This is a genomic window from Coraliomargarita sinensis, from assembly GCF_003185655.1.
Classification (GTDB): Bacteria; Verrucomicrobiota; Verrucomicrobiia; order Opitutales; family Coraliomargaritaceae; genus Coraliomargarita_B; species Coraliomargarita_B sinensis.
Window position 1 is genome coordinate 350,253 of the sequence record NZ_QHJQ01000004.1, and the last position, 17,005, is coordinate 367,257.

The window sequence follows — 17,005 nt, forward strand, 5'->3', positions numbered from 1 at the left end:
CACAAGCATGTTGCTGGGAATTGGACAAAAAGGCGCGATTTTGAGAACGCACGACATTCTGTCCCTAGAGATAAGCCGTTCTTCATAGACTCAAATTTTACTCGATCAAGCTCCTCTGACTTTCCCGCCCTGTATTAATTTCATACAGCCTAAAAGATGAAATCGCACAGCAAAAGTGGTTCGCAAAATGACCCTTTCTCAACTTGAAGGGACCTCTAGCTCAACCACACGACGGCTAAAAAAGTGAGCAGGCCCAGAACGGTCGCCACCATCGTCGCACCGCGCAAGCGGGGCAACTGCCAGGCCATGATGAAACCGGACAACCGGATGATCGCCAGCATCAGCGCGAAGAAAGCCGCATAAACCTTAAAGATATTACTGCCCTTGGCCTTATGCAACTGGACCAAGGCGCGATACCAAGTCGTCTCTTTTATCCTGAGTTTGGCGACCATGGGGTCGGTCGTCGGCTCAAGAACGACGTCTTTTGAAGAGCCGGTCCACTCCAGTAAAAAGTGGCTGCCATAGGTTTTGAGCTTCGGCTTACCTTTGGGGCGGCTCAATTCCCGCTCCTGCAACTCCGTCTGAACCATCGCCAGCAGCTGCTCGAAGTCGGCGGAGATCGGCTGTTCCAGCGTGATCTCGTGCACTTCGGTTTTATAGGTGCCCTTGCTCCCCCAAGTATAAAGAGCACCGGTAATTAAAACATTACGCTGCCGGCAAAGTAAATGCCGCCAACAGCGAATGTAGCATCATAATGGTTTGTCTGTTCACCACCTTTGCTTAATTTGCAGGCCAATCTCGAATTTTCCGGCGGATTGGCAAGACAACAGCGATAGATAAAGATGCGAATTGCAATTATACACTACCATCTCAAGCGCGGCGGCGTCACGCGGGTTGTGGAATCCACTCTGCGTGGATTTGAAAGTCTGGAACCGACACTCGAATGCGTGGTGCTGGGGGGCGAAGTGCCGGAGGACTTTCGCTACAAGAATTGCGCACGGGTCGTCGAGGGACTCCACTACTCGAACGCACAAAGCGTGACACCGGATTCCCACATCTTACTGGACCGTATCCGTGTTGCAGCACGAGACGCACTTGGCGGCGATCCGGACCTCTGGCACATTCACAACCATTCACTGGGCAAAAACAATGCCATGTCCGGCGTTATTGCCGCATTAGCCGAAGCCGGCGAACGGGTGCTCCTGCACATGCACGACTTTGCCGAAGATGGTCGGCCGGCAAACTATCAGGTGAACCTGGAACGACCCGAATATGCACGAAACATCTATCCGGATACCCCGAATGTTCACTATGGCGTGCTTAACGGTCGGGACTACGCTATCTTAAAACAAGCGAGCATCCAGCCGGAGCGCCTGCATTTGCTGGCGAATCCGGTCGACGCAGGTCCAACACAACAGGTAGACAACACGAGCACGATACTCGGCACACTCGATGCCAAGCGGCTCTTCCTCTACCCCGTCCGCGCCGTGCGCCGAAAAAACTTCGGGGAAATGCTCCTCCGGGCCGCGGCTGCCGAAGACGGCGACGTCTTTGCCACCACACTGGGCCCGACGAATCAGAACTTCGTCACAGCTTATAACAACTGGCAGGCTCTCGCCCATGAACTCGAACTGCCTGTCCGATTTGGCATCGGCGAAACCGGTGGGTGGTCCTTTGAAACCATCATGCAGTCGGCGCACGCCATCCTAAGCACAAGTATTGCCGAGGGCTTCGGGCTCGCTTTCCTTGAACCCTGGCTTTTCGGAAAACCCATTATCGGGCGGGATCTGCCCGAGATCACTGCCGATTTCAAAGCCCACGGGATCCACCTTGAGGGCCTTTACGAGAGTCTGCCAGTCCCTATAAGCTGGATCGATATGAACCTGCTCGAAGCAGAGCTCCATCGCGAACTGGAAAAAGCCTACACCGCATACCAGCGTCCCTTGCCGAAGGACGCCGTAGAGAGAGCCGTATCCGCCATAAGCCCTGACCCGGAACACATCGACTTCGCGGGAATGAATGAAGCGCTTCAACAGGATGTTATCCGGCGAGTGCGTTCCGATTCGGAAGCTCGACAGGCCTTGCCCGAGCTGGGCAACACAGCCGATCCTGCGTCGATCAGCGAAAACGCGGAAAAGATCGAATTAAACTATGGCTTGGAGCACTATGTCGAAAAACTCGTTGATCTCTATAAATCCATAGGCTCCGCCGATCAAAACACCGAACCACAATACTACGACCCGGACAAAATCCTCGACGGATTTTTACAGCCCGAGCGCTTTCGCCTGCTTCGAACTTAATATCCAGAAAACAGAAAACAGAGATCAGAATTGTATGGTCGAACCTACAGATTAACCCGTATTGAATCATAATACCAGATGACAAATTCCCTCTGGCTTAAGCTCATAAAAGATCGGCGACAGAACGATCCGGTCACTCCGCCCGCGGACGCGAATCTATGTCTGCCTCAGATCAGCGGAATCAAAGCCGTTGTCTTCGACGTTTACGGCACCCTATTCAGCTCCGGTGTGGGCGACATCAGTCTGGCGACCGAGGACAATCGCGATACAGCCATCCGCGCCGTGCTCTCTGATAACGGGGTGCAGATTCTCGCATCCGCCGAGGGCATCCGGTTTGACGGAATTTTACATGACTTGATCCATCAGCACCAGAACCGACGCCGCGCCGACGGTATCGAATACCCCGAGGTAGAAATCCGCGCCGTCTGGTCGGATTTAATCGAATCGCTACGCGCCCAAGGCCTGATCGAGGCCCAGATCGAGCCGGCCATCGACACCCTGGTCATCGACTACGAGACCCGCGTCAACGCGATCCAACCCATGCCCGAGCTGGCCGAAGTTCTCTCGGAACTTCGCGCGCGGGGCCTGACCCTCAGCATCATTTCCAACGCCCAGTTCTATACGCCTCTCCTCTTTTCAGCCTTTCTCGGGAAAAACATCGACGAACTCGGCTTTTGCTCGAAATGCAACGTCTGGTCCTACGCCGAACTGGAGGGGAAGCCATCGCAGCAACTCTACCAACTCGCCGCAGAGCGACTCGAAAAGCACCACCGAATCCCCGCGGAAGCCTGCCTCTACGTGGGCAACGACATGCGCAACGACATTTGGCCTGCCCGGGCCTTGGGCTTTCGCACCGCCCTTTTCGCCGGCGATCACCTCTCGCTTCGCCGGCGGAAGAACCATCCGGCCTGCGCCAAACTGCAGGCCGATGCGGAGATCACCGAACTGAAACAGATTTTGGAGATGATTGATTGAAAATAGCTGAAAAAACTCCTTGATTCTCACGACCAAGGCGATTTGCTCTTCCGCTTTTCCCATGAAAGCCACTATCAAAACACAAGGCCGCCAATTTACCGTCACCGAGGGCGATATCCTCAAGGTCAACTCCTTCCCCGGCACAAATGCCGGTGATTCCGTTGACATCAACGAGGTCCTCATGATCGGTGAAGGTGCCGACGCACGCTTCGGCAGTCCCCTCCTCGAGGGCGCCAGCGTCAAGGCAACCATCCTCGAAAACAAGAAAGACAAGAAGGTTGTCGTCTTTAAAAAGAAGCGTCGCCAAGGCTACAAAAAACGCCGCGGTCACCGCCAACATCTTTCCGTGATCAAAATCGAATCGATCAACGGATAACCCTCAACACGGAGACTTCACAATATGTCACACAAAAAAGGTCAGGGAACATCCCGCAACGGACGCGACAGTAATTCCAAGCGCCTCGGCGTGAAGAAGTTCGGCGGCGAAAATGTGATCGCCGGCAACATCATCATGCGCCAACGCGGCACACGCTACCACCCCGGCGCCAACGTCGGTATGGGTCGCGACTACACGCTGTTTGCACTGAAGAACGGTAATGTCGCTTTCGACCGTGCGCACCGCAAGGTGAACGTCGTCGAAGCAGCCAGCGCCTAAGCATTTTCGTTCGACAAAACTTTCAAAATCCCGCCTCCTTATCGGAGCGGGATTTTTTTATGAACAACGATAAGCTACTCGAGGAATTACGGGCTCAGCGGGAGCTTATCCAAAAACACCTGCAATGGCTCAACGAAAATATTGCCGCACTCGACAACAAGGAGGCGACCAGCGAGACAACAGACAAGAAACTGACGAGCAAGCTCAGGGAAGCTGCTTCTGAAAAGCTCGCTGCACCCGAAAGCGCTGCAACGCCGGAAATTCTGAATAACGACGAACTGGATAAGGAATTCGGCAAATACAAGGCACCCGCCGGCAATGACTTCATGAGGGCCAAGATCGGCTGCCTGGTTCTTTTTGTTCTCAGCACCCTACTCTTTCTATTTTTGCTTTTCGGGCTGCCCTATTTGCTTGATTGATCGAAAATATCTGAAAATTCACTTGATCTCCAAACACAAGCTCATCTACTGCTGTCATAGTTTCTGATGGCGCGGTCGCCAAGTGGTAAGGCCGAGGACTGCAAATCCTCTATCGTCGGTTCGATTCCGACCCGCGCCTCCAGGCTTCGCAGGAGCGAAGCAACAGCGAAGGCTATCACGCCGGATTATATTGTAGGCGGGAGGCTTCTCATCAGAGAAGCGCAGGCGGACCGAACGGGCACGATTTTAATCTTGCAGGGAGCCGCAGGCACTCTACCTTCGCGCGCTCCCCGGGGGATTGGAATCCTCCTTTGCGCTTAAAGCGTGGGGCCAACAATCAAACCTCAACCATTACTGCGCTCCTGCGCAGTCCATATACAGTCAAATGAGTCAACTCATGGAACAGCTGCTTGAAGGCAGCAAAATTGATAACCTCGAAGAAGGTTCCATTATCCAGGGAACCATCATAGAGATCCGCCCCACCGAAGTCGTCGTCGACATTGGTGGCAAATCAGAAGGCATCGTTCACGCCAGCGAGTTCGTCGATATGAGCGAACTTCAGGTCGGATCTGAAATCGAAGTCTTTTTGGAAAAGCTCGAAGACAAGGAAGGTAACCCGGTTATCTCCTTCGACAAAGCCGAGCAAAAGAAGAACTGGGAAAAGATCGTCGAGAACTGCGAAGAAGGTTCGGTCATTCAGGGCCGTGTCCGCTCCAAGGTCAAAGGCGGCCTGATCGTCAGCATCGGTGTCGATTCTTTCATGCCGGCTTCGCAGATCGATGTGCAGCCGCCGAAGAATCTCGATCAATACGTCGGCCAGACTTACGACTTCAAAGTCATCAAGATCAACCTGGACCGGAAGAACATCGTTGTTTCCCGCCGCGAGCTGATCGAAGAGCAACGCATGGAAAAACGCCGTGCGCTGCTTGAGAACGTCAAGCCGGGCGACACCCGCCGCGGTCAGGTCAAGAATATCACCGACTACGGTGCCTTCGTCGATCTCGACGGCCTCGACGGCCTCCTTCACATCACCGACATGTCCTGGGGCCGCATCCAGCATCCGTCCGAGATGCTGAAGCAAGGCGAAGAGGTCGAAGTGATGATCATCGAAATCGACCGCGAGCGCGAGCGTGTTTCCCTCGGCCTGAAACAACTTCAGGACAACCCATGGGATCGCATCGAAGAACGCTTCCCGATCGGCTCCACCGTCAAGGGCAAAGTGGTCAACCTCGTTCCTTATGGTGCCTTCATCGAAATTCAGGAAGGCGTCGAAGGTCTCGTCCACGTGACCGAGCTCTCCTGGACCAAGCGTATCTCCAAGCCGGGCGAAGTTCTTCGCATCGGTGAGGAAGTCGAAGCGGTCATTCTCGGCATCCAGAAGGATGAGCAGAAGATCTCCCTCGGCACCCGTCAGCTTGAAGAGAACCCGTGGGAAATGGCCCGCCACAACTACCCGGCCGGTGCCCGTGTCCGCGGTAAGGTGCGTAACCTCACTACCTACGGTGCCTTCGTCGAACTTGAAGAAGGTATCGACGGCATGGTTCACGTCTCCGACATGTCCTGGACCCGCAAGGTCAACCATCCGTCCGAGATGGTCAAGAAGGGCGACGAAGTCGATGCCATCGTTCTCGATGTGGATGCCGACAGCCAGCGTATCTCGCTCGGCATGAAGCAGCTCACCAACGACCCGTGGGACGAAATCGAAACCCACTTCAAGATCGGCGACATGGTCAAGGGCCAAGTCTCCAAGATCACCAGCTACGGTGCCTTTATCGAACTCGATAACGACATCGATGGCCTCGTACATATCTCGCAAATCAGCGAAGATCGTGTCGAGAAGATCAAGGACGTCCTCAACGAGGGCGACGAAGTCACGGCTCGTGTCATCAAGATCGACAAGGATGAGCGCCGCATCGGCCTCTCCATCAAGGCGGCCAACTACAGCGACGAAGACCTCGCCAAGGAGCGTCAGGCCTTCGACAACGTCACTGCCGGCGAAGATCTTACCAGCCTCGGCGACCTGCTCGACGAAGCGACGAAGTAAGTCTTCCTGTCGACCAACATTTCAAAGCCCCCGCTTGTCGGGGGCTTTTTTATGCCCATGCTCCGTCTCATACTTCTTCCAGCATGAACAAACCTCCTCCTACATTTGATTCCGCCTTTCTGCGTGAGCTCGCAGGTGGTCTGGTCTTCAAAGCCGGTGAACGGCTCTTCGAATCACACTCGGTTCTTTCCGCGAGTTGGGAGAGCCCGGTTCTTGTCGGAAAGGTCAAAGGCCAGGATCAGGTCTACGAACCACAGCTCAATCTGCGTTCGACGGTTTTTGCGGATAACCGCTGCACTTGTCCGGATGGTCGCAAGCGCAAGGTATGTGCTCATGCCATTGCTGCCGCGATCCATTATCAGGCCTGCAAAGAGGAGCAACAGAACGAAGAATCGGCTCAAGCGCCGGAAGACCTGATCGAACCTGATCTGTCACCCGAACCGGAGCAACCCCGGCTAAAATCCATCCGGGTCTCGGAAGAAGGCACACGCCTGCGACTACTGGTCTTCCTGCCACCTAATTTGGAAGCAGCCGCCCAACGAAGTGCGATTGTGGTCAAACTCGACGCCGCGGCCGGACGCGAAATCATAGCTCTGAACAAGCTAAGCCCAACCAAGTCCTATGCCACCAGCGAGGGACAGGAGAAAGCACTCCACCTGATTGAATCCTGGTGCGGTGGCAAACTGGCTGCCCTCCTACAACTCACGAAGCAACGCCTCCGCCATCTTCTGGGGGCCCTGGAAGACGAACCGGTCGTTTACTGGGTGAAGAAACCGAACGAACCGATCGCCTGGGAAGGTGGAAAACTGGCCGGAGTGCACGATTATCTCGAATTGACGGACGAGGAGAAAGAGGAGCCCGTCGACACACCTGCCACCGCCGATCCGCCCAAAAAGGAAATTCCATCCGGCGTAAATTTAAGAGAGCCGTCGAGGCCCAACCCACGCCAATTGGCCGAATCAAAAGGCAAACGTCTCTTCCAAACCAAGCGGGGTGACTTTCCTGCCGCTTCCATGGTAGCGGAATCAATGGAAGGCTACGCGACGAACCGCGTAGTCGTGGATGGCTCGCCCAACTTTCTGGCCGTCCGTTTACCAGTGCATGACGACACCTTACAGCCTCTGAGAGAGCTCTTGAAAAAGTCAGGCTTCATGCTCGAACCTTCCAATCGCAAATGGTGGCTTCGCGACCGTCATAAAACCCTAAATTTTCTGGCCGGACATTGGCGTGCGCTCAAAGAAGACTGGCAGGCGGAATTTACGGAAAACTTCGAAGCCAAGTTTGCAGAGGTCGAACTCTCTTCGATTAATGTGCAAACCAAGCAAGAAGCCGGGCGCTTTTTTCTGGATGTCAGCCTGAGTGCCGATTCCGACGAGATGGAGCTGCGCAAAGCCATCGCCAGCGGTAAAAGCTATGTGGGCCGGGAAGATGGCCCCATCACCCTACTCGACCGGAATTCGGTTGATCGCCTGCATAAGATCGAGAAAGCCGTCAGCGGGCAGGCAGACCGCCCTTTCACCCCGACCTTCAGCAAACGTCTGGAAACCGCCGAACTGGTCGACGTCGAAGACCTGCTCGAAGAAGCGTGCGAAGGCTGGCAACCCCCACAGGCCTGGCAATCCCGCAGCCGCGCGCTGAAGCAAGTCGGCGCCCTGGAACCCGCACCGGTTCGGCCGGGGTTCGATGCCATTCTACGCACCTACCAGCGAATCGGGGTCGCCTGGCTCTGGCACCTCTACCGCAACGAACTCGGCGGCATCCTCGCCGACGAGATGGGGTTGGGTAAAACGCTGCAGGCACTCGCCCTCATCGAATGCATTCGTGATCAGGAAGATGACAAAGCGCCGGCACTGGTGGTCTGCCCGGCCAGCCTGGTGGAAAACTGGATTCGGGAAGCAGCCCGATTTACCCCGAAGTTGAAGCTGCAAAAACACCACGGTCCCAAAAGAGCCAAGGAACCGGTGGTGTTGGAAGACGCCGATCTGGTCATTACCTCATACGGCACCCTGCGCCAGGATGCCGAGCTACTGACGACAATGGACTGGTCCGTCGTGATCGGTGACGAAGCCCAGCACATTAAAAATCGTCGCAGCCAAAACGCCAAGACCCTCACCCGTCTGCACAGCAGAGGCCGCTTTCTCCTGACCGGCACACCGGTGGAAAACTCTCTAGATGACCTGCTCTCGCTCTTCACCTTCCTCATGCCCGGCTATTTGGAAAAGGCGGCGCCGAAACTGACTCAGGAGGACCGCGCCTGGCACAACAACCGGCAAACATCGCGCGCCGCCTCCTACATCCTTCGCCGCACGAAAAAGGAGGTAGCCCCCGAACTGCCGGATAAAATTGAAAAGACCTTCTTCTGTGAGCTCGGCAGCAAACAGCAGCGCTTCTACCAGGACACCCTGGAAAAGACGCGAAAAGAAATCTTCAATTTGGAAATGTCCGGAGCCAACGAGGGCCGCCTGAAATTTGCCGCCTTTACGGAGTTGCTTCGCCTGCGTCAGGCCTGCGTCGACCCGCGCATTCTGGACGATACTTTTGCCGCCAAAGAGTCGACCAAATTAGCCGCCTTCGACGAGGTGCTCGACGAGTGTCTGGACAACGGCAGCCGCATGCTGGTCTTCTCCAGCTTCGTCACAGCGCTCAAGCTTCTTGCCGAGCATCTGAAGAAAAAAGGGCATCGCTATGCCTACCTTGATGGTTCGACCAAGAACCGGCTCGATATCTGCGATCAGTTCAACAGTGACGACAGCATTCCGGTCTTCCTTATTTCCCTAAAGGCGGGCGGTACCGGCCTCAACCTTACCGGAGCGGATACGGTCCTCCACTACGACCCCTGGTGGAACCCGGCTGCGGAAGCTCAGGCCACCGACCGGGCCCACCGGATCGGTCAGGAGAAAGTGGTCACCAGCATCAAGCTGATTGCCACCGACACGGTGGAAGAAAAAGTTCTGGAACTTCAGGCGAAAAAAGCGGCTCTGCTGCAGGAACTTTTCGAAGAAAGCGAAGCCGCGAATGCCAAAGTGAGCCTAGAGGACATCAAGGGTCTGCTCAAATAGAAGCGCCCCCGGCGACCGTGGAGCCCGCTTTCAGCTTCTTGCCGGAGCCATTGTCAGGCGGTCATGGCGTCATCCAGGTGGACCTGCTCCAACAGCGCATGTCTGGTGTCACCACTCGCGGGCAAGTTTGCCGCCAGGCTGTCTTTATGTGCCACGATCCACGGGTCAGCCGATTCCCTTTGCAGGAGCCCATCCAGATCAAGTAAACCCGACCACTCATCGATCCGGTCGCTTGAATAGTTCGCCAGCGCCGACTGGCGCAGTTCGTCCGAGTCCAATGACAAACGTTCGACCAGATCATAGGCTTCATGCATACCAATATTCATACTCAGCATACCTCCGGGAGCCGTCAGGTGTGCCGCATCCCCGGCCAGCCATATACGGTTACGACCAAAACTTTCCGCCATGCGTCTTTCAAAATGCACCAGCGTTCGCCAACGTATTTCCTCTGCGGTGCCATTGAACCATTGCGCATGCTGACTGACAAAACCGGCCAGATGAGCTTCATCCAACAAGGGGTAGGCACTTTTGCCCTTATAGACCAGGCAGTGCTCCTTGTCGATGGTTTCAATCGGTGCATCCTCCACATCCACCTCAAAACTAAATCGACAGTAATTATCCGGCATCGGCCAGAAGATGTGGCTTCCCTGATCATCGACAATGATGCGCATTTCATTGGGTAACTCCGCGTCCACCTTAAACTCAAAGACCGCATAGGTTTTAGCCGCACCGGTTTCGTTAAAGTCGATGTTCGTAACTCTTCGTGCGGCCGAGCGGTGGCCATCCGCACCAATAACATAATTGGCCCGGTACTGAAGTATCTTATCAATCTGGGTATCAATATGCGCATAAGCGTAACCGGTCATCCCCTGGATCGTGCGGTCGACCTCAACCATGACATGATGATCATTTTCGGTCATGTATCGCACGCGGTGATGCCAGTGCGGTTTATGCCCTTTCGCTCTGAGCGTCTGGAGTAGAATTTTCTCCAACTCACATTGCCGGATCACCGTCAAATGTGGGAATCCTGAATTTAACTGAGCGTAATCGAGCTCCGCCTTGCGATCGTTCGCATGGTAGATAGCTACCTTGGGCACTTTCATCGATCGTTCCAAAATCTGCTCGGCAACCCCCAAACGGTCGAGAAGCTCCATGCTTTCCGGCAACAACGCCAGTGCATAACTATGCGTATGGCAACCGTCAGCGGAATCGAACTGCGCAAATTCAATATTTTGGTCGGCAAGGGCGTGTGCGGCAACGAGACCAACTGGACCGGCACCGATCACACAGACATCAGTGTGCTTTTTATTAAACATGGCTTTGGGGGTTTGGGGTATGGATGGATGCGTAGCACTCTCGGCTTTGACTGCGTCTTTTATAGCCTTCCCTTAGTTAAAGGTCAATCTGAATCAACCGTCGAAAACAGCTGATAATGGGGGATACCGGCTTCCGGGGCTTCGAATTTGGCCTGGCCATCGACCAGAAGGAAGAGGCTTGCCTGCCAAAGAACCCACGATGCGGCGTCCGGCCTTTATTCGATACCACGCCCCTGGAATCCCTGCCTTCGTTTACCTCAGGTAGAGAACTTCTCTATGCCGCAAAAAGGTGTAGTCAGAAAACTTTTTGCTCTTGTCTGCCAGAAGTGGTGCACCTCTTTTATTTTTAAGCGACAGGCCTAAAGTTGTCGGCTCATCGCCTGCCGGTGGCCTGTCGCGATAGCAATTCCTAAAGACCCATGATTCACGATTTTAGCAACAGATACTCAATTCCAGTCGTTCCGTTCAGCTTCAATCCATGTAAAAATCGTGTGTTGAACAGGGTCTGCCCCTTGTCACTGGAAATCTAATGTACCATCCGCGTATACTCTTTTATCTAGCCACGATCATTACTCTGACGGCCTCGCTATCCCCACTTTGCGCTCAGGAGGCGATGCGTGAAGTTCTCCGTGATCGTAGCATTGATTGGCGCAATCCTACCGAACGGGCCAGGGGCCTCGAACGAATGCGGGCGATCGAGAACCGGGAGATGGAAAAAGCCCGCGAGATTGCCAGGGCAAAGGGGAAGCCTGAACGGGAACGATTACCGGATGGAAGATTGCGCGTGCTGGCGGGAATCGATGACGACGGAGAACTGCTTTATTACGTTGATCGAAATGACCAAGCGGCCATTTCAACGGCCGCCGATAAGTTACCGATCGCGCCTTTCTTTGTTGATGGATCGGGTGTCAGGGTCGGCGTTTGGGAAAACGGTTCGCCGCGCAGAAGCCACGTCGAGTTCAACGACGGGGCAAGCTCCCGTATTAATCTGGTCAATACGACATCTTACGAAAGGCACGCAACCCACGTGGCCGGCACCATCGCCGCGTTTGGGGTCAACGCCAGAGCCAAGGGCATGGCCAACCAGGCGATCATTGATGCCTACACGACGGGAAATGACCGGAACGAGATGGGAGCCGCCGGTGCGACTGGGCCCGGACAACATGCCACAAAGATCTACGTTTCCAACCACAGCTACGGCTACACCTACGGATGGAGGTTCGTCAACTCCTGGACTTGGTCCGAAACGGGCACGGACGCGGATGCCTACGATCCCGACTTCGGACAATACAGTAGCACGTCGGCAGCCTTTGACGGCATCCACTACATCACGCCCTATCTTTTGGCATTTTGGGCGGCGGGGAATGAGAATACAGATGGCCCCGCCCCCGGTGAAAAATTCGTGATTAACGGTCTGTCCCGATATTACGACCCCGCGATTCACCCGGGAACTGACGGCGCCTACAGCGGCGGATTTGATACCCTGGGCGACCATACCACCGCCAAGAATCTCGTAGTCGTGGGCGCGGTAAGAGATGCGGTCAAGGACGGACAGCGCGACCCTTCCGAGGCCACCCGAGCGAACTTCTCCTCCACCGGCCCCTGCGATGACGGTCGGATCAAGCCTGATTTGATGGGGAATGGAGTCAGCCTGTACTCGACCGATTCCGGCGGTGACAATGATTACGTCAGTTTACAGGGCACGAGCATGGCGACACCCAACCTCTGCGGAACGGCGGCCCTCCTTGTGGATCTTTACCGTGAGCTCTTTTCCGGCGACGCCATGCGCTCCAGTACGCTGAAGGGGCTTCTGATTCACACGGCGACTGACTTAGGGAATCCGGGGCCGGACTACACCTATGGATGGGGCCTGGTGGATGCCGAAAAGGCGGGTCAACTCTTGTTGCAACAGGCGGACTTCCCTGATCTGAAATCCGTAATCGAAGACCAGGTCTCGCCGGTTCAACCCGTGCAGAGTTACGCATTCGCCTGGGATGGTGCATCTGAGATTCGCGCGACCCTTTGCTGGACCGACCCCCCCGGCAGCAGCGAGAATACGCATAACGACCGGACCCCCGACCTCGTCAACGATCTCAATCTGAAGCTGATCGCTCCGGACGACACCGAATATTTCCCGTTTGTGATGCCTTTCGTCGGCACATGGACCGTCGAGTCCATGAGTGAACCGGCGACCACCGGCGTTAATCATGTCGACAATGTGGAGCAAGTCCTTCTCGAGTCCCCCGGACAACTTGGTGTCTGGCAAGCTGAGGTCAGCTACGTCGGCAGCCTGACGGATGACCGGCAGGAATATGGCCTTTTAATTAGCGGAGCGAACCCGGCGGGGACCTTGGTTTTCAATGAGGATGACATCGTTGTCGATGAAGACGCCGGCACAGTCAGCATTACGGTCAATCGCGTAAGCGGCAAATCAGGTGCTGTCAGCGTGGATTACAGCACCCGGGAAGGCACGGCAATCGAGGGTTCCGATTATGTGGCGACGAGCGGCACCCTGAACTGGGCCGACGGTGAGGATGGCCCGAAGTCCTTCAGCCTCTCCATCGTCGACGACGAAACCAGCGAAACCTATGAAGAGACGCTTTCGATCGAACTGACGAATCCAACTGGAGACATTACCATCGGTGGAGGTCGTTCTTCCACTGTTACGATTGTCGATGACGAGGCCTTGATCGGGCTGATCCATCCAAATGGAGCGGAATTATTCGATACCGGATCCATTTATAATATCACCTGGGTTTCCAGCCTTGGCGGCCAGATACGGATCGACTTGCTCAAGAATGATCTTCTTTACACGACGATAGCCGACAGTACAGCTAACGATGGACTCTATGAGTGGGACGCGCCCGCTTATGTCTCAACTGGTAGCAATTATCGCATCCGCATCACGAGTCTCGCCGGTGGCGGTGAGTTCGACCTGAGTAATCATACCTTTTCCGTCGAATCCGCAGGCAATCCCGAAACAATCGGCTTCAGCGCCGCGACTTACCTGTCCAGCGAAAGCAACGGCCCGGCCACCATCACGGTGAATCGAAACGGTAGTTCGGCAGGCATGGTGCAAGTGGATTATGCCATCTCGAACGGCACGGCCACCGCCGGTGAAGACTACACAGCCACTTACGGCACTCTCGTTTGGGCGGATGGGGACGACAGCGCGAAGACTTTTAACGTGTCATTGATAGACGACGATGCACATGAGGATTACATCGAAACCATCCAACTCAGCCTGACCAACACCTTCGGTGCGGCCATCGCGGATCCGAATCCGGCAATCCTGCAGGTCCAGGATGACGACAATACCCCGCCGAGCATTGACGCGGGAGAAGATCAGATCGTCGAATGGAGTTATACCACGCCCACCCCGGGGCTTCACTACGGCACCGTCGAAGGGAATATCAATCTCACAGCCCCGAATCCGAAGACGCAGGTCCTGATCGATATTGCCAGCGAAACCGAAAATAACATCGCCGGTAATACGACCGAAATTTACACGGGAAGATTCTTTGACGCGGACGGCCAGGTCAGCTTCACGGAATATATCGATGATGCCGCCTATATTTGGATCGACGACATCCCCGTCCTCTCCGACGAAAATTATAGAAATCGTACTTCCACGCCCAACCTGAACCTGACACCGGGTTGGCACATTTTCGAGATCCGGATTTCCAACGGGACCGGTGGCAGTGGCCCGGTTGGTAATGAGATCGGCATCGGCTACGATCCAGAAGGGGGCACGGCCTGGCAGACGCTAGTGGATCCGGGCGACGGCAGTTTGTTTCAAGCCTTGCTGGGTATAGCCGGGGCCAACTCCGAGCTTGCAGGCACGGCCAACGATCCGGATGGTGACAGCCTCTCGGTTGAGTGGAGCGTCATTTCCGGTCCGGGTAACGTCATCTTTACAGACACAGAAGATTTAAACACCCCCCTCTCTTTTGACGCATTGGGCCAATACGAACTACAGCTGCAGGTGGATGACGGGCGCGGGGCGGTGACGGATCGGGTCATCATTGATGTTGTCGATTCAACACCGCCCGCACTCTCCGGTAGCGACATCGTGAACGACCGGGCCGGGGCGGATCTGACTGAAAACGACCAGGTCGCCTACACCCTCAGCTTCAGTGAGCCTCTGAATGCAGCTACACTAAATCCTGAAGACTTTGGCAACGCGGGCACCGCAGAAATTTCGATTGATTCAATCACCGCAGTTTCCCCAAGCGTATTCACGGTGGTTGTCACGCCGACAAGCGCCGGTTCCCTGCAGTTGCAAATCCTGACTGGAGCCACGGTAGAAGATGATCACGAAAACGCTCTGGATACGAACAGCGCAATTATTGACGACACCACCATCACGGTGAATGTGCGTCCGCCCAATAATCTCCCCGAGTTCATCTCGCCCACAATGGAGGGAGGAGACGCCACCGAGAATGCAGCTTATTTCGGCACACTCGCGGGCAAGGCCTCGGACGATGACGGGGACGCTCTTTCTTTTGCCAAGGTCAGCGGCCCGAGCTGGCTCAATGTCGCTGCCGATGGCACGCTCACCGGTCGACCTGCGGACGGAGATGTCGGCCTCAATTCATTTACCGTCAGCGTGACCGACGCGAAAGACCCTCCGGTTGAAGCGACCCTTTCGATCACGGTTCAAGGGGCATCCAACCGTGCGAGTGGAAGGCTAACTTACATCGATGCAACGGTTGGAAGTACCGGCAATACCTTCGTCACGGGCAGCACGCGGGGCGATATGTCCTGGCTCAGTTCAAGCGACGGGCTCACTTCGATTGACAACAAATGGGTGTACCGCCCGTACGCGACGGATGAAACCATCCTCCATTCCAAGACCGTGACCGGTGCCCAGCTCGAGTTGACCACACAAATCGATGGGCTGGATTCCGGCACTTATGAGGTTTGGGTCTTTTTCTGGGATTCGAGCCAGTCGAACAACGGATGGAATGTCGCAACCAGCCTGACTTCGGGGGCGGCCACCACTTACAGTTTTGATGGAGCCGGCGACACGACCGGGACCGTGCTGGCCAGTACGCTGGAATTTAACAATACCCCCATGCTCACCCAATCGGTCCGTAGCATGTATGGCGTGAGTCTCGGGTGGGTCACCGTCACGAATGAAGCCGCCATCAAGGTCTATATCGACGCTTTGTTGCCCGGATCTGCGGACAGAACCTGGTATGACGGCGTCGCCTACGCAGCTGTCGCTCCCGTACCTACAATTTACAGCAGCGATATCGTCGATGACCGAAACGGAGCGGATGTCACGCTCGGTAACGGAGTCGTCTATACCATTACCTTCAGCGAAGACATGGATGCCGACACGGTGACGGCTGCCGACTTCGCCAATGACGGCAGTGCTTCAGTCACGATCGGCTCCGTGGTCGAACTGAGCAATGGCGTCTTCGAGGTTCAGGTGACACCCGATTCAGTTGGCACGTTGAGACTGAAGTTATCCAGCGGCGCGGATTTGACCAGCGCCACAGGCGTGCCCCTCGATACCGATTCGGATATTTTAGACGATACCACGATTAATGTTCTTGCCGCCCTAAGCCCCTTTGAAGAATGGGCAGGTGAAGGCAGTCAGCCCGATCATGACAGCAATCAAGATGGGATTCCCGATATTGTCGCTTGGGCCCTCGGTGCCGAATCCCCGGATCACCAGAGCAACGACTTACTCCCCTCCGCTGATTCTACCAGCGATCCCGATTTCTACATCTACACGTACCGCCGGTCCGACGCGGCCCACAATGATCCCAACACCACAATTGATCTGAGATATTGCAGTGACCTCCAATCCTGGAACACAGCCGTACACGACGACAGCGATGTCATTATCTCGGTGAACGATGACCACTACGCCCCCGGCGTGGATCAGGTGCAGGTCAAGCTACGAAAAACCATGGCGGTCGACGACAGGCTGTTTGTGCAGCTACGTGTCTTGCCGAGCCCGCCGGAATAGGGACAGGAGATACCTTATAGTCCCCATACTTTGGTGTAGACCCGTTCAATGGAGGTTGTGGGGTCCGGCTACGTTGCTCTACGCCGGGACAGGCTTCGTAGCTTCGCTCCGCTTCAGACGAAGCCTGCGCTCTCCATCAAAGATTGGGGACATGGAGCAATTAAGCTACCATGTCCCCGATGATTAACAAGATAGGTCTAGCAGGATACGAAGTGATCGAGGTCTCTAGCAAGGCTGATGTTTACGAGTTGCGG

General features: G+C 55.3%; 10 protein-coding genes and 1 tRNA gene. 9 read left to right on the forward strand and 2 right to left on the reverse strand.

Annotated features, from left to right (window positions below):
* Positions 1–215 precede the first annotated feature (215 nt).
* A complete protein-coding gene (locus DDZ13_RS07960; RefSeq protein ID WP_110130905.1) occupies positions 216–647 on the reverse strand; it encodes a hypothetical protein in 432 nt (143 codons plus the stop codon).
* Positions 648–842: 195 nt separating this feature from the next.
* On the opposite strand from DDZ13_RS07960, the gene DDZ13_RS07965 reads away from it, so the two are divergent.
* The 8 genes from DDZ13_RS07965 to DDZ13_RS08000 all read left to right on the forward strand — a co-directional run bounded on the left by DDZ13_RS07965 (position 843) and on the right by DDZ13_RS08000 (position 9,452).
* On the forward strand, positions 843–2,300 hold the full coding sequence (locus DDZ13_RS07965) for a glycosyltransferase family protein (RefSeq protein ID WP_110130906.1): 1,458 nt from the start codon (positions 843–845) through the stop codon (positions 2,298–2,300).
* 78 nt (positions 2,301–2,378) lie between these two features.
* Positions 2,379–3,275 (forward strand): HAD family hydrolase, encoded by an 897-nt coding sequence (locus DDZ13_RS07970; protein ID WP_110130907.1) that lies wholly within the window; start codon positions 2,379–2,381, stop codon positions 3,273–3,275.
* 61 nt (positions 3,276–3,336) lie between these two features.
* Positions 3,337–3,651 (forward strand): 50S ribosomal protein L21, encoded by a 315-nt coding sequence (gene rplU, locus DDZ13_RS07975; RefSeq protein ID WP_110130908.1) that lies wholly within the window; start codon positions 3,337–3,339, stop codon positions 3,649–3,651.
* 24 nt (positions 3,652–3,675) lie between these two features.
* Positions 3,676–3,930: a 50S ribosomal protein L27 gene (gene rpmA / locus DDZ13_RS07980; protein WP_110130909.1), complete on the forward strand. Its 255-nt coding sequence runs from the start codon at positions 3,676–3,678 to the stop codon at positions 3,928–3,930.
* Between the two features lie 59 nt (positions 3,931–3,989).
* Positions 3,990–4,349 (forward strand): hypothetical protein, encoded by a 360-nt coding sequence (locus DDZ13_RS07985; RefSeq protein WP_110130910.1) that lies wholly within the window; start codon positions 3,990–3,992, stop codon positions 4,347–4,349.
* A gap of 68 nt (positions 4,350–4,417) precedes the next feature.
* Positions 4,418–4,491, forward strand: a tRNA-Cys gene (locus tag DDZ13_RS07990).
* A 231-nt stretch (positions 4,492–4,722) separates the two neighbouring features.
* The gene (rpsA, locus tag DDZ13_RS07995; protein WP_343192832.1) at positions 4,723–6,393 is read left to right on the forward strand and encodes a 30S ribosomal protein S1; all 1,671 of its coding nucleotides are present in this window, start codon (positions 4,723–4,725) and stop codon (positions 6,391–6,393) included.
* An 83-nt stretch (positions 6,394–6,476) separates the two neighbouring features.
* A complete protein-coding gene (locus DDZ13_RS08000) occupies positions 6,477–9,452 on the forward strand; it encodes a DEAD/DEAH box helicase (RefSeq protein ID WP_110130912.1) in 2,976 nt (991 codons plus the stop codon).
* A gap of 53 nt (positions 9,453–9,505) precedes the next feature.
* Here the strand turns inward: DDZ13_RS08000 and DDZ13_RS08005 are convergent, their stop codons facing one another.
* A complete protein-coding gene (locus DDZ13_RS08005; RefSeq protein ID WP_110130913.1) occupies positions 9,506–10,768 on the reverse strand; it encodes an FAD-dependent oxidoreductase in 1,263 nt (420 codons plus the stop codon).
* Positions 10,769–11,381: 613 nt separating this feature from the next.
* Between DDZ13_RS08005 and DDZ13_RS08010 the strand changes: the two genes are divergently transcribed.
* Complete coding sequence (locus tag DDZ13_RS08010; protein ID WP_158279844.1) at positions 11,382–16,751, forward strand: Calx-beta domain-containing protein; 5,370 nt, start codon at positions 11,382–11,384, stop codon at positions 16,749–16,751.
* Positions 16,752–17,005: the final 254 nt, after the last annotated feature.